Annotated in this window: 22 protein-coding genes; 13 read left to right on the top strand and 9 right to left on the bottom strand. The window is 42.2% G+C overall.

Annotation, left to right across the window (positions count from 1 at the left end; genetic code table 11):
* The first annotated feature begins 14 nt into the window (after positions 1-14).
* Positions 15-1,196: a GNAT family N-acetyltransferase gene (locus ACM0OZ_RS19680; RefSeq protein WP_414584512.1), complete on the top strand. Its 1,182-nt coding sequence runs from the start codon at positions 15-17 to the stop codon at positions 1,194-1,196.
* Between the two features lie 149 nt (positions 1,197-1,345).
* Positions 1,346-1,729, top strand: a complete 384-nt coding sequence (locus ACM0OZ_RS19675; RefSeq protein WP_073636100.1) for a DUF4346 domain-containing protein — start codon at positions 1,346-1,348, stop codon at positions 1,727-1,729.
* A gap of 118 nt (positions 1,730-1,847) precedes the next feature.
* Here the strand turns inward: ACM0OZ_RS19675 and psb32 are convergent, their stop codons facing one another.
* Positions 1,848-2,585: a photosystem II repair protein Psb32 gene (gene psb32, locus ACM0OZ_RS19670; RefSeq protein WP_414584511.1), complete on the bottom strand. Its 738-nt coding sequence runs from the start codon at positions 2,583-2,585 to the stop codon at positions 1,848-1,850.
* Positions 2,586-3,654: 1,069 nt separating this feature from the next.
* Here psb32 and ACM0OZ_RS19665 point away from each other — a divergent pair.
* Together ACM0OZ_RS19665 and ACM0OZ_RS19660 are read left to right on the top strand one after the other, a co-directional pair.
* The gene (locus ACM0OZ_RS19665) at positions 3,655-4,134 is read left to right on the top strand and encodes a hypothetical protein (RefSeq protein ID WP_414584510.1); all 480 of its coding nucleotides are present in this window, start codon (positions 3,655-3,657) and stop codon (positions 4,132-4,134) included.
* A 28-nt stretch (positions 4,135-4,162) separates the two neighbouring features.
* Positions 4,163-4,354 carry a hypothetical protein gene (locus ACM0OZ_RS19660; RefSeq protein ID WP_414584509.1) on the top strand — a complete coding sequence of 64 codons (192 nt, stop codon included), beginning with the start codon at positions 4,163-4,165 and terminating at the stop codon, positions 4,352-4,354.
* 344 nt (positions 4,355-4,698) lie between these two features.
* Here ACM0OZ_RS19660 and ACM0OZ_RS19655 read toward each other — a convergent pair whose 3' ends face one another.
* Entirely contained in the window at positions 4,699-5,169 is a 471-nt protein-coding gene (locus ACM0OZ_RS19655) for an NADAR family protein (protein WP_414584508.1), read from the bottom strand.
* Between the two features lie 159 nt (positions 5,170-5,328).
* Between ACM0OZ_RS19655 and ACM0OZ_RS19650 the strand changes: the two genes are divergently transcribed.
* The 5 genes from ACM0OZ_RS19650 to ACM0OZ_RS19630 all read left to right on the top strand — a co-directional run bounded on the left by ACM0OZ_RS19650 (position 5,329) and on the right by ACM0OZ_RS19630 (position 10,158).
* Positions 5,329-5,817: a DUF2243 domain-containing protein gene (locus ACM0OZ_RS19650; protein ID WP_414584547.1), complete on the top strand. Its 489-nt coding sequence runs from the start codon at positions 5,329-5,331 to the stop codon at positions 5,815-5,817.
* Between the two features lie 41 nt (positions 5,818-5,858).
* Entirely contained in the window at positions 5,859-6,464 is a 606-nt protein-coding gene (locus ACM0OZ_RS19645; protein WP_414584507.1) for a DUF4129 domain-containing protein, read from the top strand.
* Entirely contained in the window at positions 6,461-7,570 is a 1,110-nt protein-coding gene (locus tag ACM0OZ_RS19640; protein WP_414584506.1) for a DUF4350 domain-containing protein, read from the top strand. The genes ACM0OZ_RS19645 and ACM0OZ_RS19640 overlap by 4 nt, the downstream gene beginning before the upstream one ends.
* A gap of 116 nt (positions 7,571-7,686) precedes the next feature.
* The gene (locus ACM0OZ_RS19635) at positions 7,687-8,637 is read left to right on the top strand and encodes an AAA family ATPase (protein ID WP_414584505.1); all 951 of its coding nucleotides are present in this window, start codon (positions 7,687-7,689) and stop codon (positions 8,635-8,637) included.
* Positions 8,638-8,814: 177 nt separating this feature from the next.
* Positions 8,815-10,158 carry a DUF58 domain-containing protein gene (locus ACM0OZ_RS19630; RefSeq protein ID WP_414584503.1) on the top strand — a complete coding sequence of 448 codons (1,344 nt, stop codon included), beginning with the start codon at positions 8,815-8,817 and terminating at the stop codon, positions 10,156-10,158.
* A 106-nt stretch (positions 10,159-10,264) separates the two neighbouring features.
* On the opposite strand, the gene ACM0OZ_RS19625 is transcribed toward ACM0OZ_RS19630, so the two are convergent.
* Positions 10,265-11,236 carry a stage II sporulation protein M gene (locus tag ACM0OZ_RS19625; RefSeq protein ID WP_414584502.1) on the bottom strand — a complete coding sequence of 324 codons (972 nt, stop codon included), beginning with the start codon at positions 11,234-11,236 and terminating at the stop codon, positions 10,265-10,267.
* 83 nt (positions 11,237-11,319) lie between these two features.
* On the opposite strand from ACM0OZ_RS19625, the gene ACM0OZ_RS19620 reads away from it, so the two are divergent.
* Together ACM0OZ_RS19620 and ACM0OZ_RS19615 are read left to right on the top strand one after the other, a co-directional pair.
* The gene (locus tag ACM0OZ_RS19620) at positions 11,320-12,195 is read left to right on the top strand and encodes a DUF975 domain-containing protein (RefSeq protein ID WP_414584501.1); all 876 of its coding nucleotides are present in this window, start codon (positions 11,320-11,322) and stop codon (positions 12,193-12,195) included.
* Positions 12,196-12,215: 20 nt separating this feature from the next.
* Complete coding sequence (locus ACM0OZ_RS19615) at positions 12,216-13,004, top strand: RDD family protein (protein WP_414584500.1); 789 nt, start codon at positions 12,216-12,218, stop codon at positions 13,002-13,004.
* Positions 13,005-13,033: 29 nt separating this feature from the next.
* Here ACM0OZ_RS19615 and ACM0OZ_RS19610 read toward each other — a convergent pair whose 3' ends face one another.
* Complete coding sequence (locus tag ACM0OZ_RS19610; RefSeq protein ID WP_414584499.1) at positions 13,034-13,831, bottom strand: DUF1868 domain-containing protein; 798 nt, start codon at positions 13,829-13,831, stop codon at positions 13,034-13,036.
* A gap of 231 nt (positions 13,832-14,062) precedes the next feature.
* Here ACM0OZ_RS19610 and holA point away from each other — a divergent pair, with 231 nt between their 5' ends.
* Positions 14,063-15,049: a DNA polymerase III subunit delta gene (gene holA, locus ACM0OZ_RS19605; protein WP_414584498.1), complete on the top strand. Its 987-nt coding sequence runs from the start codon at positions 14,063-14,065 to the stop codon at positions 15,047-15,049.
* Between the two features lie 106 nt (positions 15,050-15,155).
* Complete coding sequence (locus ACM0OZ_RS19600; protein WP_414584497.1) at positions 15,156-15,626, top strand: DUF4168 domain-containing protein; 471 nt, start codon at positions 15,156-15,158, stop codon at positions 15,624-15,626.
* A gap of 683 nt (positions 15,627-16,309) precedes the next feature.
* Here the strand turns inward: ACM0OZ_RS19600 and ACM0OZ_RS19595 are convergent.
* From ACM0OZ_RS19595 to ACM0OZ_RS19575, 5 genes are all read right to left on the bottom strand, one after another.
* Entirely contained in the window at positions 16,310-17,029 is a 720-nt protein-coding gene (locus tag ACM0OZ_RS19595; protein ID WP_414584496.1) for a spondin domain-containing protein, read from the bottom strand.
* A 431-nt stretch (positions 17,030-17,460) separates the two neighbouring features.
* The gene (locus tag ACM0OZ_RS19590; RefSeq protein WP_414584546.1) at positions 17,461-18,075 is read right to left on the bottom strand and encodes a LuxR C-terminal-related transcriptional regulator; all 615 of its coding nucleotides are present in this window, start codon (positions 18,073-18,075) and stop codon (positions 17,461-17,463) included.
* A gap of 445 nt (positions 18,076-18,520) precedes the next feature.
* Entirely contained in the window at positions 18,521-22,564 is a 4,044-nt protein-coding gene (locus ACM0OZ_RS19585; RefSeq protein ID WP_414584495.1) for a PAS domain S-box protein, read from the bottom strand.
* A gap of 386 nt (positions 22,565-22,950) precedes the next feature.
* On the bottom strand, positions 22,951-23,721 hold the full coding sequence (locus ACM0OZ_RS19580) for a hypothetical protein (protein ID WP_414584494.1): 771 nt from the start codon (positions 23,719-23,721) through the stop codon (positions 22,951-22,953).
* Positions 23,722-24,197: 476 nt separating this feature from the next.
* The gene (locus ACM0OZ_RS19575) at positions 24,198-24,344 is read right to left on the bottom strand and encodes a hypothetical protein (RefSeq protein ID WP_158054767.1); all 147 of its coding nucleotides are present in this window, start codon (positions 24,342-24,344) and stop codon (positions 24,198-24,200) included.
* Positions 24,345-24,447 lie beyond the last annotated feature (103 nt).

The raw sequence follows: 24,447 nt of genomic DNA, 5'->3' as shown, positions 1-24,447 counted from the left end.
CTTTGAAACCTCCAATGGTGGAACAACTAAAGCCTCGCCATTCTGTTGCTTGGATTAATAAAATTGCTGAAGTCCCCCAAAATGCTTGGGATGCTTTAGCATTGCCACTTAAAACCCCATTTTTAGAGTGGGAGTGGCTGAAAAATCTGGAAACCTCCCAAAGCGCTACAGCTAAGACTGGCTGGTTACCGAATCACTTAACTGTATGGCGAGACAGAACGCTGATTGCTGCTGCCCCACTATACCTGAAAGGACATAGTTATGGCGAATTTGTTTTCGACCACCAATGGGCAGACTTAGCACAACGGATTGGTGTGGAGTATTACCCGAAAATGCTGGGAATGACTCCATTTACCCCGGCTGAAGGCTATCGGTTCTTGATTGCGCCAGGAGAAGATGAAGATGAGATCACGGCAATGATGGTGCATGAAATTGATGCTTTCTGTACCAAACACCGTATCTCTGGCTGTCATTTTCTCTATGTAGATCCCGAATGGCGTCCGATTTTGGAACGCCACGGCTTCACAACTTGGCTACACCACAGCTACATCTGGGAAAATCTTGGGTTTAACACTTTTGATGACTACTTGGGAGTGTTCAACGCCAACCAGCGTCGCAACATTAAGCGCGAACGCAAAGCAGTGGAAAAAGCTGGTTTGAAACTACAAGCGCTTACTGGGGATGAAATTCCCAAGTCGCTGTTTCCTTTGATGTATGAGTTCTACGCTGATACCTGTGACAAATTTGGCTGGTGGGGTAGCAAGTACTTAACGAAAAAGTTTTTTGAACAGCTACACACCCATTACCGCCATCGAGTTGTGTTTTTTGCAGCATACAGCGAGCAAGATCATCGTCAACCAGTGGGGATGTCTTTTTGTCTATTTAAGGGCGACAGGATGTATGGACGCTACTGGGGTTCTTTCCAAGAGATAGATTGCTTGCATTTTGATGCTTGCTATTATGCACCTGTAGAGTGGGGAATAGCCAACGGTATCCAAATTTTTGACCCTGGTGCTGGCGGACGCCACAAAAAGCGTCGCGGTTTCCCTGCTGCTCCCAATCACAGTTTGCACCGCTTTTACAATAATCGTTTGGCACAAATTTTGCGCAATTACATTAGTGAGGTTAATGAGTTAGAACAGCAGGAAATTTCGGCAATAAATGCGGAGTTGCCGTTTAGTAATAGAAGCGATTAAAATGAAGCGCCAAAATGCTTGTTTACGCCTATCCCTCACGGGGCGCTTTGCGACTGGGCATGCCGTTAGGCTAGAACGCCCAGGAAGATAAGAATTACACTTGAGGAGAGGTGAAAAACCCCTAAAGCAAGTTGATTTCTATGGTGACTATGGATTTGAGTGTTGAAGGCTTGGCAGCGATTGACGATAAACTTTCTGGGCGTCATATTGACCTTGATCCCGGTGGGTATTTCATTATTTATTTGAATCGAGAGGAGGGATTAATTTATGCCAAGCATTTCACAAATGTGATTGATGAACGTGGTTTGGCTGTTGATCCGGAAACTGGAAAGGTGATTCCAGCACGGGGAAAGGTGGAACGCACTCACACGACTGTATTTAGTGGGAGAACGGCAAAGGAACTGTCTGTGAAAATTTTTGAAGAACAAGAGCCCCCTCCTGTGACTCAGTTAAACCATGCGGCTTATTTAGGTCGAGAGTTTGTCCGAGCTGAGATTGCTTTACTGACAGGACAAGAGTATGTGCAAGATTAATTGGGAGTTGTTAGTTGTACAGACGCGCCATGGCGAGCCAGCGCTGCAGGAGGGTCTCCCTCGTGCCGGCTCTGGCGTCGCGTCTGTACATTTGTTAGTTGTTTTTCACTACTAACCACTAACCGTTAGAAGATGGCTGAAACACCTGGTAGATGTAGTAAGTCGCCATTGGGATAATGGTGGCGGCAATTAAAAGTCCGATCACCCAAGCCGTTGCGTTACCTTTATCAGTTTCTTCTGCCTTCTTAAACGTGCCTTCTACCTGCACATTGTCGGCGATTTGGGGTGGTCCGGGATCTGGTTCGCCAGATAGCACCGCGACTAGGCGATCGCTTGCATCTAAAAACGCCTGGTTATATTTGTTACCACTCCGCAATGGTGCCGTTAAGGTTTCAGAAGCAACACTAACAGCGGTTTCATCTGGCAGTAAAGACTTGACTTTATCGCCAGTGATAATTGCTCCACCGTTCGTGACAGTGTCAATCATCAATATCGTTTGATTTGCCTGTGCTTCCTTTGTGGGAAACCATTTTTCAAACAATGCCTTGGTGAAACTCTCAGGGGTTTCACCATAATCAAGACGACGAACTGTGACAATTCTTACTTCATTTCCGGTTTGATTTGCCAAATTTTCCAGGGTGCTGCTAATCTTGCCTTCATTTAGACGGCTGATCACTTCAGCTTGATCCACCACCCAGGTATGTTCCCCACTTGTAATAGTTGGTATTTCATATACACCTGTCGCCGAAGCGGATGTGGCAAATAGTAAAGAAGCTAGAATGACCATCACTGAGGGCAGAAGTAGCCGTTGGATGCGTTTTTTCCAGCCATAGACTCGGTTGAGGAGCTGTTTCATGGGATTTACCAAAAGACAGACTTGCACCAAAAAAATACTACATAACCACTGGCAAAGTCTCGTTATTTACCAATGGTTATGAGCGAACACTGTTAATCACTTCTAGCTTAAATCGCAAGCAGCACAAAATTACCAGCTTTTTAAGTCAATTTGTTTGTACTTCCGCCTTGCGGTGGTTGTAAATCGCCAGAGTGCAATACAAGCATGCAGTGCGTGAGGGGTTCAGCGCTGCATGGCGTTGGAGTTTCCCCCGTTGTGTCATTTAATTACTAAGATTTTCTTCCTTACTCTCCGCAGTTCCCCACACCCTCCGTTATACCAATTCACTAAGAACGCTCATTCATAAGGTACGGCATTAAGAAAGCCTAAGATAACCAGGGTTTAGCAGTGTGTATCTGTCGCATTCTTTTTTCAAATTGCTATTAGGTGTCAATGCCATTGTTCAGAATATTTATAAATACTTAATTTATAAGTTCGGTATAGCATTGCACTCGTAGTAAGTCGCCATACGTCACCCCTTCGGGGAATTCGCTCATTCGCTCGTTCAAACATTTTGAACCCCACGGATTCATCCGGGGGCTCTGATTTGTTGTTGCAAAGCATTTTTATCCCTCCATTAATAAAATTAAGGGGCTTGAAACCGTTACTCAAATTTAACTAAAATTTTTCATTCAAAATTTCTTAATTATTTTTGAATTTTGAATGAGCGAATGAGCGAATTTGAGCGAAGCGAGGGTCAACTGATGTTTTCAGTAAATCTATTTAAGACAAATTTGTAGATTTGTGTTATGTTGACCTACTCCTTAACTCTTAAGGCAACGGCAAGCATATATACAACATTATTGCCGCACATCAAGCATAAGCACTTAATACTTGATGTGTTAACTTTGCCATAGCGATACTGTCATTTTTTTCTAGTTAAGTATTAAAAAATATTTGCAAAACTCAGATTTTCCTCTAAATTAAAATTTAATAATAATTTTAAATATTAGCAGTTATGCTAGTAGGAATTTCAGCAAAAACTAAACTTTGTATCTTGCTCAGTCACAGTTAGTAAAACACGCAAGTCATGAAACGTCTGGAGCACGTTGATCCTGTTTTTGACCAACTATTTGCTAAAATTCCCCCGGAAATCACTGATACTTTCACAGAAGAGCAACTAAAAGCCATCAAAAAGGTTTTTGGCTCTCGTAATTGGGGTCGTCATCCTCTAGACTTGCGAGTTTCCGTTCCCATTCCAGGACTACGATTTTATTTGGTGTTATTAGCTGGTTCGGAACGTGGCTTGAAACAGCGCTTGCAATATGAAAAAAGCGTATATCCTCTTTGGACTCCTGGTAATATCGTGTTCCTCACAGGATTTTTGATTATCTTACTGACTTCTAGCTTCACGACTTTTTCCTTTTTATTTTCCTTACTGACTTCCGTACCTACTTCGCCCTACCCTACATCAATTCCCTGGCTTCATAATAAGTTTGAATGTGAACACACCGGTAGAACTTGGAGAGACGGAGATTGTTGGGATTCTGAACACAATCCTATGTTCTAAAGCGTACTCCTAGTGACAGGAAAACAATATGCCTCAAAACCGTTTCGCCAAAGATTCTTCTAAAACTGACCCTTTTGTACAAGAGTTTTTCGCCCGCATTTCTCCTAAAACAGCAACGACTTTTACCGATACTCAATTAGCTGCGCTCAAACAGGTCTTTAAGGAGCGCATTAGCAAACGTCATGCTGTGGATGTTAAGCTTTCGATGCCATTTTTTTAACAAGGCTTTTATATAGTTTTGTTATTAGGCAAGGAAAAGCGATCAAAAAAGCGTCTACAAGCTGCAATTTTCCAACCTGTAAATAGCATTTTCCTGACAATATCGGCGTTGGTGCTAAAAACTTCTTTGCTTGGTTCGTTCTATATATTTAAAATGACGTCGAGAATGAATTTGTTTCCAAATCAAGAAATTCAAATACAAAAATCTAAGAGTTTGTCGAATATTTAACGGACTTTTAGATTTAGCAATGGTGCAGCTACCAAGTGTCTGGGGGAAAATGGTCATCCCCCATTTGAATGAAATCACCTAATTTCTTGTGAAAATATAGGCACAGGAGCGGTAAATTAATCAAAAATGACTGACAAAGATGGTAACTTGCGGATTTCTTCGCGCACACTCATAAGGACTTTACCAAGATGATTGTGACCCGTTTTCTCTGCACCGCAACCCCAGAAATAATCGGTTGGCGAGTTTTCTACAATCAGGTTGTCACCCGTGGTTAAAAGGATTTCTCTAATATCGGTATGCGTAAGAAACTTTTTGAGTACAGCTTCTCGCATCACTTGAGTTTTGACCTCCTCCCAGTCCAGACGAATTTGGTGTGTGGGGTCGCGTCCTAATGCCGCAGCGAGTTCTGGTGTCTCAGCATTATGGATCAGAGGTATAATGACCGCATCTGAGGTTCCAACAAACTTTTGAGCTTGATAATAATGCTCAACTGTTGACCAATAGATGTCCTGCATGATGATTCCATGAGGAGAAAAATTGGAAAAACACCCATAGGGCTGCCAAACCTTGTAAAAGTAAATAGTCATTTCAAAATTGCTGTTTTATACATCAATATCCATCATCACGGTAGATACTAGCAAGAAGTGGTTTGCTTTGAATTCCACCACAGTACTTGTCTAAAGGCAGAAGATTGCTTTCAAAATAGAGTTCTATCGTGATAGAAAAGTGTGTTTGAGAGGTTGATGATGGAGGCGAAGAGTGAAAAGAGCAACCAACGTGCCCCGTTGATTGTTGCTGGAATTTTCCTTGGTTTGGGTCTTGGTGGGTTCTTTGATGGCATTGTACTGCATCAGATTCTTCAGTGGCACCATATGTTGAGCAATGTTCGACCTATGACCACAATCTCTAATATAGATGTCAATACAGTTTGGGACGGCTTATTTCACGCCTTTGATTGGATAATGACTGTGATTGGAGTGGTGTTGCTGTGGCGGGCAGGACGGCGTGAAGATGTTCCTTGGTCATCCAACATCTACTTTGGGTCAATACTGATGGGTGCTGGTTTGTTCAACTTGGTTGAAGGAGTAATTGACCATCATATTCTTGGCATCCATCATGTAAAACCAGGACCGCATCAGTTGGCTTGGGATTTGGGATTTCTTGCCGTGGGTGCGCTTCTTGTTGTCGTTGGGTGGGTAATGGTACAAAAGAACGGTAAAAATGATGAATTATGAGTGCTAAATGTTGAAAAATTTCATAATTCATAACCTGTACTATGTCTGCAGATGCTTTTGAAAAAACAAGCTGGGGTTGGCAAGTTTCCCAGATTCAACAACAAGTTGGAGAATGGTTTGAATACCAGTTATCCAGATTTGATTGGGCTTTGCCAAAGTTGTCACCTCAATGGTCAATTGATGACTGGGTGCTGAAGTTGCTGAACTTTATTTTTTGGCTTTCGCTAGGCTTATGTTTAGTTTGGGTTGGTTGGCGTTTATGGCGAGAACTCCGCCCTTATTTGAACTCAAGGCTTGCTGGTCACAATTCCACTAATTCTCATTTCAAAATTGCAGAAAGTGAACTATCTGTAGCTCAGTGGCTCTTGCGATCGCAAGAATTTTCTCATCAAGGTAATTACCACGAAGCATGCCGCTGTCTTTACTTCGCGATGTTGCAGCACTTGCATGAGCAAGGAATTCTCCCTCACAAATCCAGCCGTACAGATGGAGAATATCTACAATTACTACAAATGTTTACAACTTCAATACAGCCTTATGAGACTTTGATGATCACTCACGAGCAATTGTGTTTTGGCAATGCTGAAATTTCGGCAGACAATTATGAGCATTGTCAGCAAGCGTATCAGGAGATTTCCAACACATGAAACGCTCAAACCGTCTGGCTTGGATTGGGGCGATCGCGTTGGGAGTTATGGTAATACTTAGCTTCTTTGCAGCTCCAACCAGCAGCAACATCAATAGTGGTTCCACTTACAACCGCGCTCCCGATGGTTACGGCGCTTGGTATGCTTATATGGAAAAGCAAAAAACTGGTATCAAGCGCTGGCAAAAGCCTTTTAGTGATTTAAATACAGAAAAACGTGCCACTCTATTACAAATCAACAGCCAATTGACACAGCCTGATCTGGATAGTGAAGAGAAAAAATGGCTAGAAAAAGGCAATACTTTGATTATTTTGGGTGTGCGCGATAGCGTGACAGCAGCAGAGTTTACCACCATGCACAAATCTCCAGTTGGAGATGTCAAAATACAGACGCGACGACGGCGACAGATCAAAGCTCAAGAAAAGGTTTCTTTGGGCGATCGCTTTGGTGCTATTGTGTGGGAAAAAAATTACGGTAAAGGAAAAGCTATTTTTTCTACAACTCCCTACTTAGCTGCCAATGCCTACCAAGATGAGCAAAGTAATTTTCAGTATTTATCAGATTTAGTGAGCCAAAAAGAGCATGTATTATTTGTAGATGAATACATACACGGTTACAAAGAACCTAGTGTCAGAAAAAGAGAAGGCGAAGGAAATTTATTAAGTTATTTCACTAAAACTCCTATCTTTCCGGCGTTCCTACAACTACTTCTACTACTGTTGGTACTCATTTGGTCACAAAATCGCCGCTTTGGTAAACCAGTAGCGTTAAAGACACAAGTTGTTGACAACAGTGAAGCCTACATCAAAGCTTTGGCAGGAGTTTTACAAAAAGCTAAATCCAGCGACTTTGTTGTGGAGATGCTAGGAAAAGCAGAACAACGACAACTACAGAAAGCTTTAGGATTGGGACAAGAATTGTTGGATGACCAAACTATAGTAAATGCTTGGATACAGCAAACAGGCGTTTCTGCTACAGAACTCGAAGAGGTGTTAAAACGACAATCCCAAAAACGCCGCATGAGTGAACCAGAACTGTTAAGCTGGTTGGGGAAATGGCAAAAGCTTCGCTTAATTCAAAATTCAAAATTTAAGATTCAAAATTAACACTTACCTTCTATGCAAAGGTAAGCATCTTGTTTTGCCTGTCAAATCCATAATTTAAATCTACAAAGTCTCTCGGCGTCTTTGCGCCTTGGTAACTTAATATATAAATGACAATAATGAGCGAAACCAATCCTGTCTTAAATCGCCTCAGTCAAGAACTTAATCGAGTTGTGGTTGGTCAATCCACCCTCATTCAGCAGGTTTTGATAGCATTACTTGCAGGTGGACACGTTATTTTGGAAGGAGTGCCAGGAACAGGGAAAACACTCTTGGTGAAAGTACTGGCACAGTTAATTCAAGCCGATTTTCGTCGAATTCAACTCACGCCAGATGTGCTGCCATCTGATATTACTGGTACAAATATTTTTGACTTAAACACCCGCAGTTTTAGCTTGAAAAAAGGACCAGTCTTTACCGAAGTGCTGCTTGCAGATGAAATCAACCGGACTCCCCCCAAAACACAAGCAGCATTGTTGGAAGCGATGGAAGAGATGCAGGTGACGCTGGACGGTGAAAGTTTGGCGTTACCAGAGTTATTTTGGGTGATTGCAACGCAAAATCCTTTGGAATTTGAGGGTACTTATCCTTTACCAGAAGCACAATTAGACAGATTTGTCTTCAAACTAGTGGTAGATTATCCTGACCAAGCTGCTGAAAAGCAAATGTTACTCAATCGTCAGGCAGGATTTGCAGCACGACGCTTAGATATTGCCCGTTTACAACCAGTGGCAACAGTCCCTGAAATTTTGCAAGCGCGACAAGTCGTCAGAGAAGTTAAAATTTCTGAAGCAATCATTGATTATCTCTTGGCATTGGTGAAAGCATCGCGACAATACCCCGATTTAGCTTTGGGAGCATCTCCTCGTGCTGCTGGTTCTTGGTTACAGACATCACAAGCGACAGCATACCTAGGTGGACGAAATTTTGTCACTCCAGATGACGTTAAAGCAGTTGCACCATCACTGCTACGTCATCGCCTTATCTTAAGACCAGAGGCGATGTTAGATGGTGTGCAAATTGATGGGGTGATTGCGTCGATACTCAATAAAGTGCCAGTACCGCGTTAACAATTCAAAATTCAAAATTCAAAATTCAAAATGAAAGATAGTTTCAGTTGGGGATTTAAACCGCCTGCAATCGCTGTCTGAGCCTAGAATCCCCGCCCTTCAGGGTTGGGGAGTATGTCAATACCATTATCGTTCGTGCTAAACAAAATTAGAGTTCATAACTTTATCCTTTAACAAATGGTTCCCGCTAGACGAGTTTACTTTCTATTAATACTGGGAATTGCGATCGCCCCAACTTTAGCCTTATTTATCAGCATTGGGACAAGTTTATTTATAACTTTGCTGTTTGATGTTACCGTGCTGGGATTGATGGTTGTGGATGGTTTGCAAGTCCGACAACATCGCGTGCAGATGACACGCGAAATACCGTCGCGATTGTCCAATGGACGAGATAATCTCATTTTACTCAAGGTAACATCGGGGAATGCCAACGCGATCATTCAAATCCGCGATGACTACCCAACTAGTTTTGGAGTGTCTGTCCCCGCATTACGTGCCACTATTCCTAGTCACAGTACTCAAGAATTAACTTATACCGTCCACCCCACACAGCGCGGAGAGTTTTCTTGGGGAGATATTCAAGTCAGACAACTTGGTCCATGGGGATTAGCCTGGGATGATAGAAAAATTATTCAAAGTTTGAAAGTAAAAGTTTATCCAGATTTAGTGGGGTTGCGATCGCTCTCAATTCGTCTGGTGCTGCAATCATCAGGAGTCAACCGCCAATCTCGTCAATTTAATATTGGCACAGAATTTGCTGAACTCCGGAACTATCGCGCTGGTGATGATTTGCGGTTTATTGATTGGAAAGCAACTGCCCGTCGTACTGGCGCTTATGGTACACCGCCGTTAGTGAAGGTACTCCAAAGCGAACAAGAGCAAACTTTACTCATTTTATTGGATCGGGGACGGTTGATGACGGCAACAGTGCAAGGTTTGCAGCGATTTGATTGGGGTTTGAACGCCACTTTATCCTTGGCTTTGGCAGGATTACATCGGGGCGATCGCGTCGGTGTAGGCGTCTTTGACCGACAAATGCATACATGGATTCCTCCAGAACGCGGTCAACATCAGCTGAGCCGCCTCATTGACCGCCTAACTCCCATTCAACCAGTCTTATTAGAATCTGATTACGTAGGGGCAGTTACAAGTGTTGTGCAGCAGCAAACTAGGCGTTGTCTAGTGGTGGTGATTACCGATTTAGTTGATATGACTGCCTCTAGTGAACTTATAGCTGCGCTTTCCAGGCTTACACCTCGTTATTTGTCGTTTTGCGTCACCCTACGCGATCCTCTAGTTGACCATTTGGCACATACTACCATCGCCTCTTTGAAAGAGGGGGAAGGGGGGGTGACAGCTGCCTATACCCGTGCTGTCGCCTTAGATTTATTAGCGCAACGACAAGTCGCGTTTGCCCAACTCAAACACAAAGGTGTGTTGGTGTTAGATGCGCCAGCTAATCAACTGACAGATCAATTAGTAGATAAATATTTGCAAATCAAAGCACGGAATTTGCTTTAACAGTTATCAGTTATCAGTGAGCCAGCGCTGCAGGAGGGTCTCCCGACCTAGGCGACTGGCGTTCGCGTAGCGTGTCCGAAGGACATACCCGAAGGGTTATCAGTTATCAGGTTTCACTGTTCACTGCTGTAAGCTTGCGACTACAATAAGCCACCAATAATATAAATAATCCCGTCCCAACAATATATTTAATAGGTTCTGGAACATTAGGATGAGGAGAGAAAAAGCCTTCAATAATACCTGCAATAATCAACATTGGTACAATACCAAATATTAACTGTACTGCCTGAGAACCGTAAAATTTCAGTGCATCTACACGCCGATATTTACCAGGAAATAAAATTGCTTTTCCAAGTAAAAAACCTGCACCACCTGCAAAAAAGATGGCTGGTAATTCTAGAGAACCATGCGGAAAAACAAATGCCCAAAAAGGATAAGCAAGATGATTTTGACCCACCAAGGTAGCAATAGCACCAATCGACAAGCCATTAAAAACCATCAAATAGGCTGTAAAAACTCCTGCGGTGATTCCACCAGCAACGGCACCAAAGGATACTGAGAGGTTGTTAATCATGATACCGCTAGACGCTAGGGGTTCAATGCCGACAATAGACCCCATCCACAATTTATGCTCGTCTCGTACCAATTTGATCAGTTTTTCTGGGACTACAATTGACAGAAAAGTTGGATCTTGCCACGCATACCACCAAGCAATTATCGCTCCTACTAAAAATAGGGCAATGGCAGTCGCTGTATATGGGAATGTCTGTTGCACTACGGCTGGTAATCCCCATTTGTAAAATTGCACTACGGCTTGCCACTCTTGTCGTCGTGAACCTTGGTAAATTTGGCTATAACCTCTATTTGTTAATAAATGTAAATTTTCTACTAAAACATTACCTAATTGTTGAGTACGAGCGCGAGCCAAATCTGCGGCTACTGAACGATATAAACTTGCTAATTCTCTAATTTCTGCTGCCTGTAAAGACTTTAGTCCTTTTTTCTCTACCTGCCTTAATAAGGCATCCAATCGCTGCCAATTTAGTTCTCGCCGCGCGACCCATCGTTGAATATTCATGACTTTTAGGAATACTAAGTATTAACTTATCCTAAAATAGCCTCACATTTATCGCCCTACTTTATAAGAGAGACTTAGACATCATGTCATATAATATTGGTTCTCCGAGTCCAATACAACCTCTGAGTCTTGGAAATGTTGTCAACGCCGGATTACGGTTATATCGCTCTCATCTTAAGGATTATTTTTTACTCGCTTTGCAAGCTTATGTATGGCTACTTGTTCCATTTTATGGGTGGGCAAAGTTTTATGCTTTATCAGCACTGATTTCTCGATTGGCTTTTGGTGAATTGGTGAATCAACCTGAAAGTATTTCTTCTGGTCAGCGTTTTGTCAATTCTCGGTTGTGGCAGTTTTTTATTACGATACTGTTGATGTTTCTTTTGATAGTGGGGATTTATATCGGTGCTGTAATTTTAGCTGGAATTTTAGCTGTAATTTTAGGTTTGATGTTAGGTTTTATTTTTTATTTATTGGGAGTGCCATTTGGCGGGATAGCTCAGCAAGGAAATGCAGGTGTAACCGTGCTCTCTGTAGTGGTCGCTCTTATTATATTAATAGCATTTTTATGGTTTTTAATGCGGTTTTTTGTGGTGGATGTACCGCTTGCTGTTGAAGATAATGTTAATGGTAAGTCAACAATTGCTCGAAGTTGGGAGTTGACTCAGGGTTCTGTTTGGCGGGTTCTTTTTATTTCTTTAGTTGCCTTTTTGATTACACTACCTCTTCAAATTATTGTTCAGATTCTTACCACTATTATTCAGTTGATTTTTGCACCTTTAGTAGAACAAAATTCATCAGTTTTTAGTCCCATTGTTTTTCTGTTAAATTTGGCTGTAAGTTTTGCCAGTTGGGCGGTCGTTTTACCATTCTGGCAAACAATTAAAGCTGTTGTTTACTATGACCTACGGAGTCGTCGTGAGGGATTAGGCTTGAGATTACGCGACCATGAGATTTAAACGCCAGCAAAAAAATTGCTATGGATATATTTAATCGTGTTAAATTCAGCACACCAGAGAGTGTAGAACTAGAGTTTACCCTTGCTGGAATTGGTAATCGCGCTTGGGCACTACTGATTGACTATCTCGTTTTGGGTGTGATATTGCTACTGTTCTTAAGTGCTTGGACAACAGTTTCCATTCAACTATCTGATTTGTGGAAATTTATTTTCCGCGATCAAGCGGCTTTTTGGTTGCTGGCGATCGCATCCCTTATTGGCTTCGCTATTTATGGAGGATATTTTGTATTTTTTGAAACTCTATGGCAAGGTCAAACCCCTGGGAAACGCTTTGTAAAAATTCGTGTCGTGCGAGATGATGGTAGACCGATTGGGCTGCAACAAGCAACACTGCGTGCCTTACTGCGACTATTTGACGAAGTTCTGTTTATCGGGGCAATTCTTATCATGTTTAGTAACCAGGAAAAGCGTTTGGGTGATTTGGCTGCTGGCACAATAGTGATTCAAACTCAGATACCTGCTCCATCCACAACTTTAACTATTTCAGAACAAGCAAAGTCTGTCAGCGAGCAATTGCTACAAATAGCCGATTTGTCAGCTATACTACCTGAGGATTTTGCTGTTATTAGGGAATATTTACTTAGACGCAGTGGAATGGTAGCAAAGGCAAGAGCCTCAGTAGCTCTGCGACTAGCTAAGGATATTCAAGCAATGATTCACTTAGAAAAGATACCAGAAGCTGTCACCCCAGATGTGTTTTTAGAAGCTATTTACCTTGCATATCAAAAATTTTCTGACTTTAAATTTTAGGCTGCAAGAGACTGAGGATGACTGAATGTTTAAGCACTAAAATCTAAACTTGGCCAGTCTGGTTGGCGATAATAGCGCGTCATATCATCAAACTTCCGGAGTTCGGCACGATGTATGGTCAATTGTGGGGAATTCTCTGTCCATTGCTGATTCAACTGAGAAAACATGGTAGCAAGGCGATCGCGGTCTAGACTCGGTGAAATTTCTCCAAAATAGCCCAATGTTACATGTGCCGTGAAATGATAATGTTGTTCAATTCCCAATGCCATTAAGTTGGAATTTTGATAAATTGCGCGACGCACTTTTACAATTTGCTCGTAACAGGCTTCATCCTGAGGTACCAAACAAACGCCTACAGCTCTTGGCATCACTACGAGTCCCTGAAGAAACCAGCGAATGGGATGAGTTTGCCGCTGCATTGATTGTTGATACTGCTCAAAAATTTGCCCAACGCAAGAGCGTAGCTGTTCTTCAAATTGTGGATTCTTTTCGCAAGCATCATGGTAAGCACTATCCCAAATCAAATCCGCCAAAGTCAAATGAAAGCTAGCAGGAGGTACAAGCACAATCCAATCAGAGTTTACGCTGAGCTGTAAAAGTTCCTGTTGGTAACCCTGTAAGCGTGCGTAGAAAGTAGAGTTGTCTGTTTCTTCTTCCCAAGGTGGAGTAATCACCGTATAGCCAGGAAAAGGTTCTGCTTGCCTTGCTCCCTCGGTATTGGGCTGAAATTTAGAAGATTCCTGGATATGCTGGATCTGAGTTCTACACGCTTCTGGTAGCGTCATCCGCGCTAAACGATTTAAGTAAGTTTGATATTTGTCGTCCAACCTTCATATCCTCGAACTCCACGCTTATTGATTGTAGGCAAAACTACTCGCATTAAATAAGCAATTTAAAAAGTATTTAGCTTTTTTGAGATGGTAGGGTGATGAGGGGGATGAGGGAGTGCGGGAGTGAGGGAGTGAGGGAGTGAGGGAGTGAGGGAGTATGCATGACAATCTCTAGGTTTGGGTCACAGCGATTGTTAAGAGTTAATTCTAGTTAGAGTGAGGTTCCCTATGGTTGTCTACTTTTACTGGGGTGAGGATGATTTTGCTATAGAAAAGGCGGTTGCACTTGTGCGCGATCGCGTCCTAGATCCTTTATGGACAAGTTTTAACTACACAGTAGTGCCAAACGATCAGCCTGATGCGCCGATTCAGGCATTAAATCAAGTGATGACACCACCTTTTGGAGCCGGTGGACGCTTGGTATGGCTTGCAAATACTACCCTTTGCCAGCAATGTTCAGACAATGTGCTATCTGAATTGGTAAGAACTTTGCCAGTCATCCCGGAAAATTCATTTTTGTTGCTTACGAGCAGTCACAAACCAGATGAACGCCTCAAATCTACCAAAATTTTGAAAAAATTTGCCCAATTCCGAGAATTTCCTTTAATCCCGCCTTGGAAGACGGAACTATTGGTGCAATCTGTCACTCAAGCGGCTCAAACAGTAGGAGTGAAGCTGACTCACTCAAGTGTAGAGATGTTGGCAGAAAGTGTAGGCAATGATACACGCCTTCTGCACAACGAGCTAGAGAAATTACGGCTTTATGCTCAAGGTAGCAATCAAGCTTTAGATACAGACGCCGTCGCTCAGTTAGTTCAAAATACAACTCAAAATAGCCTACAATTAGCAGCAGCAATCAGAACAGGCGACACAGCTAGAGCTTTAGCGATATTGACCGACATGATCAATGCTTGTGAGCCTCCTTTGCGAATAGTTGCTACGCTCATTGGTCAATTTCGCACTTGGTTGTGGGTCAAGCTGATGATAGAAAATGGTGAGCGCAATTCACAAGTTATTGCCAAAGCTGCGGAGATAGGCAACCCCAATCGCATTTACTATTTACAAAAAGAAATTCAATCTGTTTCTGTGCAGCAACTTATTGCCTGTTTACCTATATTGTTAGATTTGGAAGTTAGTCTCAAACAAGGAGCTTCAGAGATGTCAGCACTACAGACTAAAGTTATAGAGCTTTGTCAAGTATGTCGAGGAACTTGACAACAAAAACAAACATTTGATGGTTTGGGTGTTTTCTGGAACTTCTCACTCCTAAAATAATTCACAGTGATTAACATATCCCGACTGTAGTTGTTTCATAAAGCAAATGAGAAGATATTACCATGGCTTTTTCCGACTTAGTCTAGTTCGGATACTTTCCCAATCTTTGTTCGTAGGCGTTATTGCGACTGCAAGTTTGGTTTCTAGTGCTTTAGTTTTGAGTTCAAAAGCCGATGCTCAAGCTCCACAATCAGTTAACCCTAATGAACTTAGAAGTTACGCTAAAGCTATGTTAACAATGGAGCCACGGCGTCAACAAGCCTTTGATGAAATCAAAAAAATTATTGGTAACGGCGAAGTTCCTAAGATTGTTTGTAACAATAAGAACAGCTTAAGTGGTCTTCCTGGCAAGGCTAGAGATATTGCTGTGAATTACTGCCAAAGCTATCAAAAAGTAGTTGAAGAAAATGGTCTAACAATTGACAGATACAACACGATTACTACGCAGGTACAAAGTAACGAAGATTTAAAACGACAGATGTACAATCTACTACTTAACCTACAAAAAAATCCTTAATTTCTATTGGTACAATATAAAAAAAGATGAATTTTTTTCCAAGAAAAAATTGATGAAACTGGTTCCAACCGGAAAGGAGGAAATGTAATAAATCCAAACTTAAATAACTCAATAAGTGGTTGAACCATGAATGACCCTAAATATATTTAGGAGTTGATTGTGAATGAGTAATTATTTAGTATAGACGCAGACATTATGTATTGCGTCACTGTCTAGCTGCACACAGTGCTTGATACACAGTCACGTAAGTAGACAGGCGGAAATAAATCGAGCTATATAAAGATTTGTAAAAACGCCTGAAACCCGCGCCCTAGACTATAGCGGTTTGCAACCCGGAGTAAGGTACACCAAAGAAATAATGAACCACAGATGCACAATAAATAAAAGTTTTTCCTCTGTCTTCCCACGCCCCCACACTCTTTGTGGCTCCCCAATGCATCGGGGGGAATGAGGGGGATGAGGGAGTGAGGGAGTGAGGGAGCAAGGGAGCTCTTGAGCAGGGGAGAATAATTTGTGACTGTTGACTAATGACTAATGACTAATGACTAATGACTAATGACAGTTCTAACGAGTGAACTTTATTTGTACGGACGTACTTATTGCGGGAAAAGCTTCTTAAGAATCGGAATATTAAGTATCCAATTTAGCAGAAAAAGTCTCCATAGCAAAAATACGCCTTTACCTTAAAAAACTCTGTCTTGCGGTGATACAGACACCGTTTCAATTTTGATACGAGCTATCTGATAGTTTGGAATTGTAACATTGCCATGAGCAAACATACAATGATAACCAATATGCTTATGTATGAATGTGTCTTTAGCAGCGCCTGCGTAAGTACTGAATCTCTCTGAGAAGAAAACTCCTACTTGATTGGCTGATAATTCATCATTCACATCAACACCTGCACCAATCACTTCAGAACTGAACACAATGAAATCAGCACCAATGAAGTTACCTTCTGTGTCAAAAATTTGATGAGCAAGTTTGTCTTGATTAGCAAGAAAAGTATCATTCGGAATAATCACTGCCTTGTAGCTGAAGTAAATTTGACGTTTTATTTCAGTATTAATGGAGAAGGTAAATGATACAGTATTAGCCGCACTGGTATGAGCCAATGGTCGAAATAGACCAACAATGATTCCTTGAAAAATACCAGAACCACTGGTTGTAAATTCTTGAGTTAGATTCATAAGATTGCCATCTTCAGCCGTTCGTTTGATACCTTGTCTCGTAGGAGATTCTAAATCGAAAGTATCAAAATTACCATCATGCAAACCAAACCAAAAATGGCTTATACATAGTTCTTTTGGCGGCGTCAAGTTTTCAACTGTCAGCTTAAGAGTAGTAATTTTAACATGATTGTTAGATTCCGTCTCTGTATTTCTTTGCTTAAGCTGCTGCATGATGTGATGTATTTTTTTTTATTGACGACTTGCTTTTTGTTTAGTTGCAGTAAATACCTATTTTTTAAATACTAAAGTGCGTGTATCTATATACATAAAAATGTCACGCTGAACGTAACGTAGAAAAACATAGTCTCTTGCAAATACCCTTTGGCAAACCGCAAGAACTAGGCATCTTTGCTTTGTTCAGAATGACATTTGAAATTTCAACTTGGTATGACTACCAAATATCCCGTTTCTGTAGTAATTACACGATAAATGATTTTCATATAGCAACAAAGTACCCTCAAGGGTACTCTTGGATGAATAGTAGTTGTTTCTAAAATGTAGATGCGTTCGGCGTGCCGTAGGCTACCGCCCTATGCATGAAGGCGCAGTAGGGTTTAGACGCCTTAGACGTATGCCTCCTGCCAATGAATTATGGATGCTAACTAATCTTCATTCTCACAATCTAAAAATGCTTGTCGCTTTGCGTGAATATTTTTCATGTGCTTTTTCACTGTATTTACAGTAATGTAAAGCTGAGCAGCAATCTCTTTGTAGCTGTGTTTTGCTCGATAAAGATACCAAATTTCAGCTTCTCGCGGTGTCAATTCGTATTTTCTAACTTCAGCTAGTGCAATATTCTTTAAAGATTCACATTTATTTTCAATTATTACTAATAGGCAAGAGCGATTAAATCCGTCTAAGTTCAGCCGTCTCGCCCTAACACGAAAAATTTTTGACCTATCTACTACAATTTCATTAGATAGAATTATGATTTTATTCGGGTAAAGGCTACGGTCTAGTAATGTTTTGCAAAGATGCCAGATAGCAGGTGGGAGAAAATTGGAGTTGGAACTGTCTTGATTGAGTTGAGAAAGAATACGATAAGCAGATGTATTACTATAAATGAGTTCGCCTGTCTCATTTAAGAGTAAGATACCATCTTGTAAGTTTTCAATCACTTCTTGCAAAAAATAAGCTTGCTGCGAATTATGCAACTCAATGGTATCTAGCTGTTGTGGTTGAACTGCTGTTTTTGCCGATGTTTTTGTTATAATCATGGGAGATGCTTCAATTTTCACAACATTATTTAGTAGTTTGATTGGAATTGAAAAATGCACCTTGAATTATCTTAAAATTGTAGATGAATGGCAGATGAATATGCAAATCAGTGTGCCATTTATGACGTGCCACACTATCAGAGGAAACTTTTAAAAGTTTTTTTAGCCTTGTTGACAAGTTGATTGTAAATACAGCTCTTGAATGCTCTATTTCGGATGCAGATATTGCAAGAATTGAATTAACTTATGTATAGGGAAATTCCTATAAAAGCAGAATGGGAGAGTGAGAACCCCTCCCTTTGAAGGAGGGGATGAAACTTGACCTAAAGGAATTTATCCCTTTGTATCCTTCTTGTCTGCTATTAGCAGTGATGAGTTTTTTAGTTTGAAGTTTGATATCATGTCCGGATAATTATAAGTTATTAAGCGGACATGATATGAGATGTTAAGTACGCCCAACCAGGCTAGCAACGACTGTAGCTAACTCAGCAGGTTCAACAGGTTTAGGCAAATGCAGCTGATAACCTTCTTGAATGGCTCGCATTCTATCCTCTGGTCTGGCATATGCTGTTAATGCTGCTGCTGGAATCTTTCCGCCTTGCTGCGGTGAGGAGATGTCTCCAGCACGTTCAATCGCTCGCACTTTGCGGATCAAAGAATAACCATCTTCCTCTGGCATTCCGATGTCGCTTACCAAAACATCTGGTTTCCATTGTGTCATGGTATCCAGTGCTTCCCGTGCTGAACCCACCGCCTTGACTTCGGCTTGGCACTGTTGCAGTACAGTGAGCAGAAAATCTCGGGTATCAGCTTCATCGTCTACAACCAACACCCGCACGCCGTTAAGCGAAACATGTGGATCTGAGGTTTGGGAGTCAAACTCAGCAAGCGGTTGTCCAATGAGTTGGCTTGTTCCGTTGTCCGTTTGTCCCCTTGTCCTCTTTTCTTCATTATTGAGTAGCGCTAATTTGACTGTGAACGTAGCACCTTGACCTTTACCTGGGCTTTCTACGTGGATGGTACCACCATGCAGTTCTACTAAATGACGCACAATTGCTAACCCCAATCCCAGTCCACCATGTGATCTTGTGCTGGAACTATCAGCTTGACGAAAACGGTCAAAGACGTATGGCAGAAAATCGGAACTAATACCGATACCCGTGTCGCTTACCGAGATTTGGGCATATTGTGGGGTGTGGGGTGTGCAGGAGTGAGGGAGTGAGGGAGTGAGGGAGTGAGGGAGTAAGGGAGAGGCAAGTCCGTTGTTTTCCTTATCACCTTCTTTGACTACCCTAAGCTGCACTTCTACTCGACCACCTTCGGGTGTAAACTTGATGGCATTAGATAGCAGATTCCAAATGACTTGCTGCAAACGCTCTGGGTCGCCAGAAACCAAGAATTTGGGTTTTTGAATTTTTGACTTTAAATGATTAGATAAATTATTAGGTTGCTCCTCGGCGAATTTTAGATTTTGAGTGTGAGAAAATTCTGGATTTTCATCAGTATTACCCAAGCCATTATCTAAAACATAAAAATTTAAATTGATTTCTTTTGCCTCAGCAGCGAAGTGTACGGTTTCAAGCGCAGCATCAATGATGGCAACGAGGTCGCAAGCGCGGACATTAAGCCGTAACTTGCCTCTAATCATCCGCGAGATATCCAGTAAATCTTCAATGAGCTGCGTTTGCGCCCTAGCATTTCGCTCTATTGTCTCTAATGCCTTAGCAACCTTGGTTGGATCTAGCTGGCGACGGGAACGTAAAAGCTGCGCCCAACCTAGGATAGCGTTGAGGGGCGATCGCAACTCGTGGGACAAGATTGCCAAAAATTCATCTTTCATGCGGTTTGCCTCTCTCAACTGCTCAGTTTGCTGTTGTAAAGAAGCAATCAAGCCAGCGCGTTCCATTGCAATGGCAATCTGGTCGCACACTGCTTGCATCATCCCTATTTCATTTTGAGTAAAATTGGATCGCTTACGGCTGCCAAAGGCAAGAGTTCCCAAAAGCCGTCCCTGCGCTATTAAAGGGTAGCTGTAATATGCTGTAATCCCCACAGAGCGGATAAACGTTGTTTTTGGATCAGTGGATTGCTGCACATTTTCCACAGCTATTGAACGACGCTCTTGTGCTGTCGTACCGCACACCCCTTCACCAAACTTCATCGACTCAACTTGTTTTCCCAATTCCTCTGTCACACCACTATAGGATGCCAGTTGCAATACCTGCTTATCTTCATCAACTAAATAGTTAAAGTAAACATCTAAACGAATTTGTTCCGAGAGTTTTCTAAACAACCCATCAATCAATGCCACAGGCTGCTGACTTGATAGTAAATCACTTGCTGTGCTGAATAATAGCTGGAGCCTTCTATAACCCAATGAAAGCGCTTTTTCCACCTTTTTGAGATTGGTAATGTCTTGAAATACCAAGACACAGGTCGCTGGATGACCGTGCATTGCGCTTAGGGTATCGGCAAATATCAGCAGGGAACGCACACCTACTGGGGTGTGCCAGTCGAGTTCAAATCCCTCAATACGTTCGCCACGGGCAACTCGCATGCCTGGAGCCTGTTCTGCTGGAATAATATTTCCCGCCGCGTCGGTGGAGTAGTAATAAGTACCATAGTCTTGGGATGATTCTGCCTTGGGGAATTTGCCCCCAGCCACAACGTCCGCAGCAACGTTGGCGAAAGTGACCTTTGCTGTTCCTGGTTCTATCAACAGCATCGGCATTGGCATGAGGTTGAGCAAATCTTCGAGCCATTTTTGCTGATTGCGGAGTGTTTCCTCGACCTGCTTACGCTCTGTGATGTCGTTAGTAAAGGCAAGAATTTGTTCTATTTCACCGTTTTCATCCAAAAGCGGCAGATATTTGATTTCTGTGGTGAATGTGCCGTAATCGGGTAAGGTGATTGTGGCTTCTGTCCTTTGTAAGGTGCGGGTTTCTTGCGCCTTAATTAAAGTGGGAAGATAAGCTTGTGTTGCCTCAGAGGGAAAAATTTCCTCGTCAGTGCGTCCAAGAATTTCCTCTTTTGGTTTTTTAATGCGCTGCAATGCGGCTGTATTGACAAACTGCAACCGCCGCTGAGCATCGTAAATAGCAAAGACATCAGGAATGTTATCAAGTGCCAAACGGAATCTTTCTTGGGTCTGGCGCAGTGCTTGCTCTGCTTGTTTGCGAGCGCTCAAATCCAAGATAAATACTACCGACTCCTCGCGCTTTTCGCCTAGTAACGAGTAACCTATTAAAACTGGGACGCGGCTACCATCCTTACGAATGTACTCTTTTTCGTAAGGCGTACAAGCACCTTTCTCCCTGGCTTCGGCTATGCGTTCTTCATCCAGGGGTAAATACTCTGGTGGTGTGATGTCAACCCAGCTGATTTTATCTGCTTGTAACTCCTCTGGTGTGTAGCCAATCATCCGCAGAAATTCGTCATTGGCGTTGCGGACATGACCGTGAATGTCACCAAAAAGAATGCCGATAACGTTGGCATCTACAAAACTATTGAGTTTTTCTTCATTTGCTTTGAGGGCTTCTTTAACGCGATCGCGTTGAATTTCCATGCGTTCCAGCGCCGCGACACTTTCCCAGATCAAGACGCAGAAACTGACAATCAGCACCACGACAAGCAGCGAAACCGCGAATGCTGGCTCGTAAAATTCTGCTCTTAGTCCTTGGAGAATCAACCACCCTAGTACTAAAGGTACGGCGATCGCTGCTAGTAACAACCGACGTGCCAGCAAGCCGCCGTAAGTTTCGCTCGTGACTATCCGCATCAACCCTTCATCGGGATGAGTCCACAGTACACCTACACAAAGCACTGTAAACGCCAGTGCGGTGTGTAACGCCATTGATGTACTGTAAGGAGGAAAGCCGTAGAGAATATCAACGCCGTAAACATAGCCGATAATCGCCTGTAAAGACATCAAAGCGGCAATGAGGGCGAAAATCTGGGCATACCAATAGCTACGCCGAGTTTTTGGTTCACCCACAAGCTCCAACGCTCTGCCAATCAACAAAAAGTTCACTGCTGTGTTCAATCCCATTCGCCCTGGATGGGATGTCATCAAAGCATTTGGCGAGTCACGCAATAGCAATTCATCTATACCGAGATTCCAGCCGAACAAATCTTGACTCAGTGTGAGCGCAGCAATGACGAGGACAGTTGTTGCACACACCCTGGATAAGAGTGAGGGGGATGAGGGGGATGAGGGGGATGAGGAGGTGATGGGGGTATTTTCTCCCCCTACTCCCCCTTGAGACAGCCACAGAGACACGCCAGACAAAATGAAGCACACAGCTGCATTTGCCTTCATGGTCACAATGCTTAAAGAAAAGCAGTTCTTGATAAATTCTAGGTCGAGGCACCAGCTAAGTAGTACCAAGCAGCCGACAAATATAGTGATTGCACTTGCAGTTTGTGCAACCACTGAATGTGAAGAGATTTGATCTGAATTTTGTTGGCGCAAGCGGTTGACTCTTAACATTGAAGGCTTTTTAACCGCATCTATCTAGCGTGGTAATGTTTACTGTCTGCTGGAAAATTTTTATTCTCTATCCTAAGTCATTTATGCTTTTCATTAACTTTGTTTACATCTACCGTTGTACAGATTTTAAAATAATTGTGAGCGATTAAGGACAAGAAAAAAAGTAGGAACTGCTTAGTGATCTTATGTTAATGATAATTAATTTTTCAGGCAAAGTGCCTGTTTTGTAAGTCGGGAGGTGGTTTGTGCCTACGCGAAGCGTCCCGGAGGGAAGCGCATAAATTGACCTTCTTCAGATCCCCGACTTCTTTAAGAAGTCGGGGATCTATGGCTTTGTGTTAGTAAAAAAACAGGAAGAAATCTGCCTCATATGTAAGAACAGCTTATCAAGCAAATAATTTAAATCGTAGAAGTTGGGTTTCAATTGTTTGAGGCAAGATTTGGCTAAGTTCTGTAGTGTCTTGAAATTGCAAAATTTGCGATGATGGTAAGTCAAAGGGAAACTGCCCCGGCAAGTCTAGGCGCTGCATTTGAGCTAGGAGAATTTGCTCGGATCGCTTACTTTGAATGGCATAGCCAATTTCTACACAGACATGGGGACTGGGAATCAATTGGGCAGTTTCTTTAGTGTCGGTTTTAGCAACAGGCGTGGCGTCGGCAATAAACAACAAACTTCTATGAATTTTTCGCATTATTGTGCGGCTAAGTCGCAGAGAACCTTCCTTCGGGCGGTAGGACTCTATTAAAGACAGAGGTAAACGCGATCGCCTGTTCAAAATTTCCAAACTATCAAGCAGCCCCTCTCGTAAAGCTTCACTTGCTGCTGGATATTCAGTTTGATGGCATAAAAAAATTGTTGGTTCTAACTGCGCTAACACAGTCTGCTTCGTGAAATATATTTCATGGCTTATCAAGTCAATATTAGCCACACAATAACCACCACTACCCTCAATATAGAACTCAACATTTTCTCCTGCCAGATAGCGCCCAAACCAAGTCGATTTCTTTACTTGCTCACTCTCTTCCAAGAAATCCGCTCTTAGTCCTGATTTCAGTAGGCTTTTTTTATTGACGCGAATATCCGGCGGGCGTTTTTCCAGTTCTAAAATCGGCTCATAATTCTCTAGATACCATGCTCCCAGAGCAATAATTGACATAAGGCGCTATTTCAACTGTCTCTATCTATTCAACTTTGTACAAGCTTACACCTAGGTGCGCTTTTTATGACAACAACACCCAACATTCTACTAGATGAGCTATTTCCTCTGTTTGTTCATTCTACCTAGGGATGTACTGAGTTTCTCACTCTTCTTAAAAGCGATCGCTCCTCAGTTACATTGCCCCCTGTATCTCTACATTTGAGGAAATATCATCATTCGAGTTGGGTGTTGCTGCCTTGTTGCGAGACAGATGTAGATTTAACAGCGTCTTTTACCTCTTTGCTTATTTTCCCTCTAGCTGTTTTATCTGCCAGGGAAGCTTTTCAGCTTCAATTATTAAGTTAGCACGTCTTGAATCTTAGGGGTTTTTATTGAAATATTAGTTTACTTTTTTAAGTAAACTAATATTTATAAAATCATGTTACTATCTCATATTTATATCGACCAGACTATTATGAAAAATGAGCCAATACTCAGTTATTGTTAAATTTTAGCAAAATTTGAGCAATTACCAAAATTTTGGTTGCGAGTTCCTGCTTCCTACTTCCTTGGGAACTGTTTGTGGGATGGGAACCGTCATAGGCGACAGCACCAAGGGGATGAGGATGAGCAAACAGCACTGCTCTCACCTCCTGCAGCGCGCTTACTCACTTCATCAGCGTACCGATCAAAAATATTCAGGGTGAGTACATGGTAGTGCGTCCGTCTCGGATTGTGGCTATC

This window comes from Scytonema sp. PCC 10023 (assembly GCF_963920835.1).
Lineage (GTDB): Bacteria > Cyanobacteriota > Cyanobacteriia > Cyanobacteriales > Nostocaceae > Kalymmatonema.
Note: the sequence above shows the minus strand (reverse complement) of the source record. Positions and strands in the feature narration are given on the sequence as shown.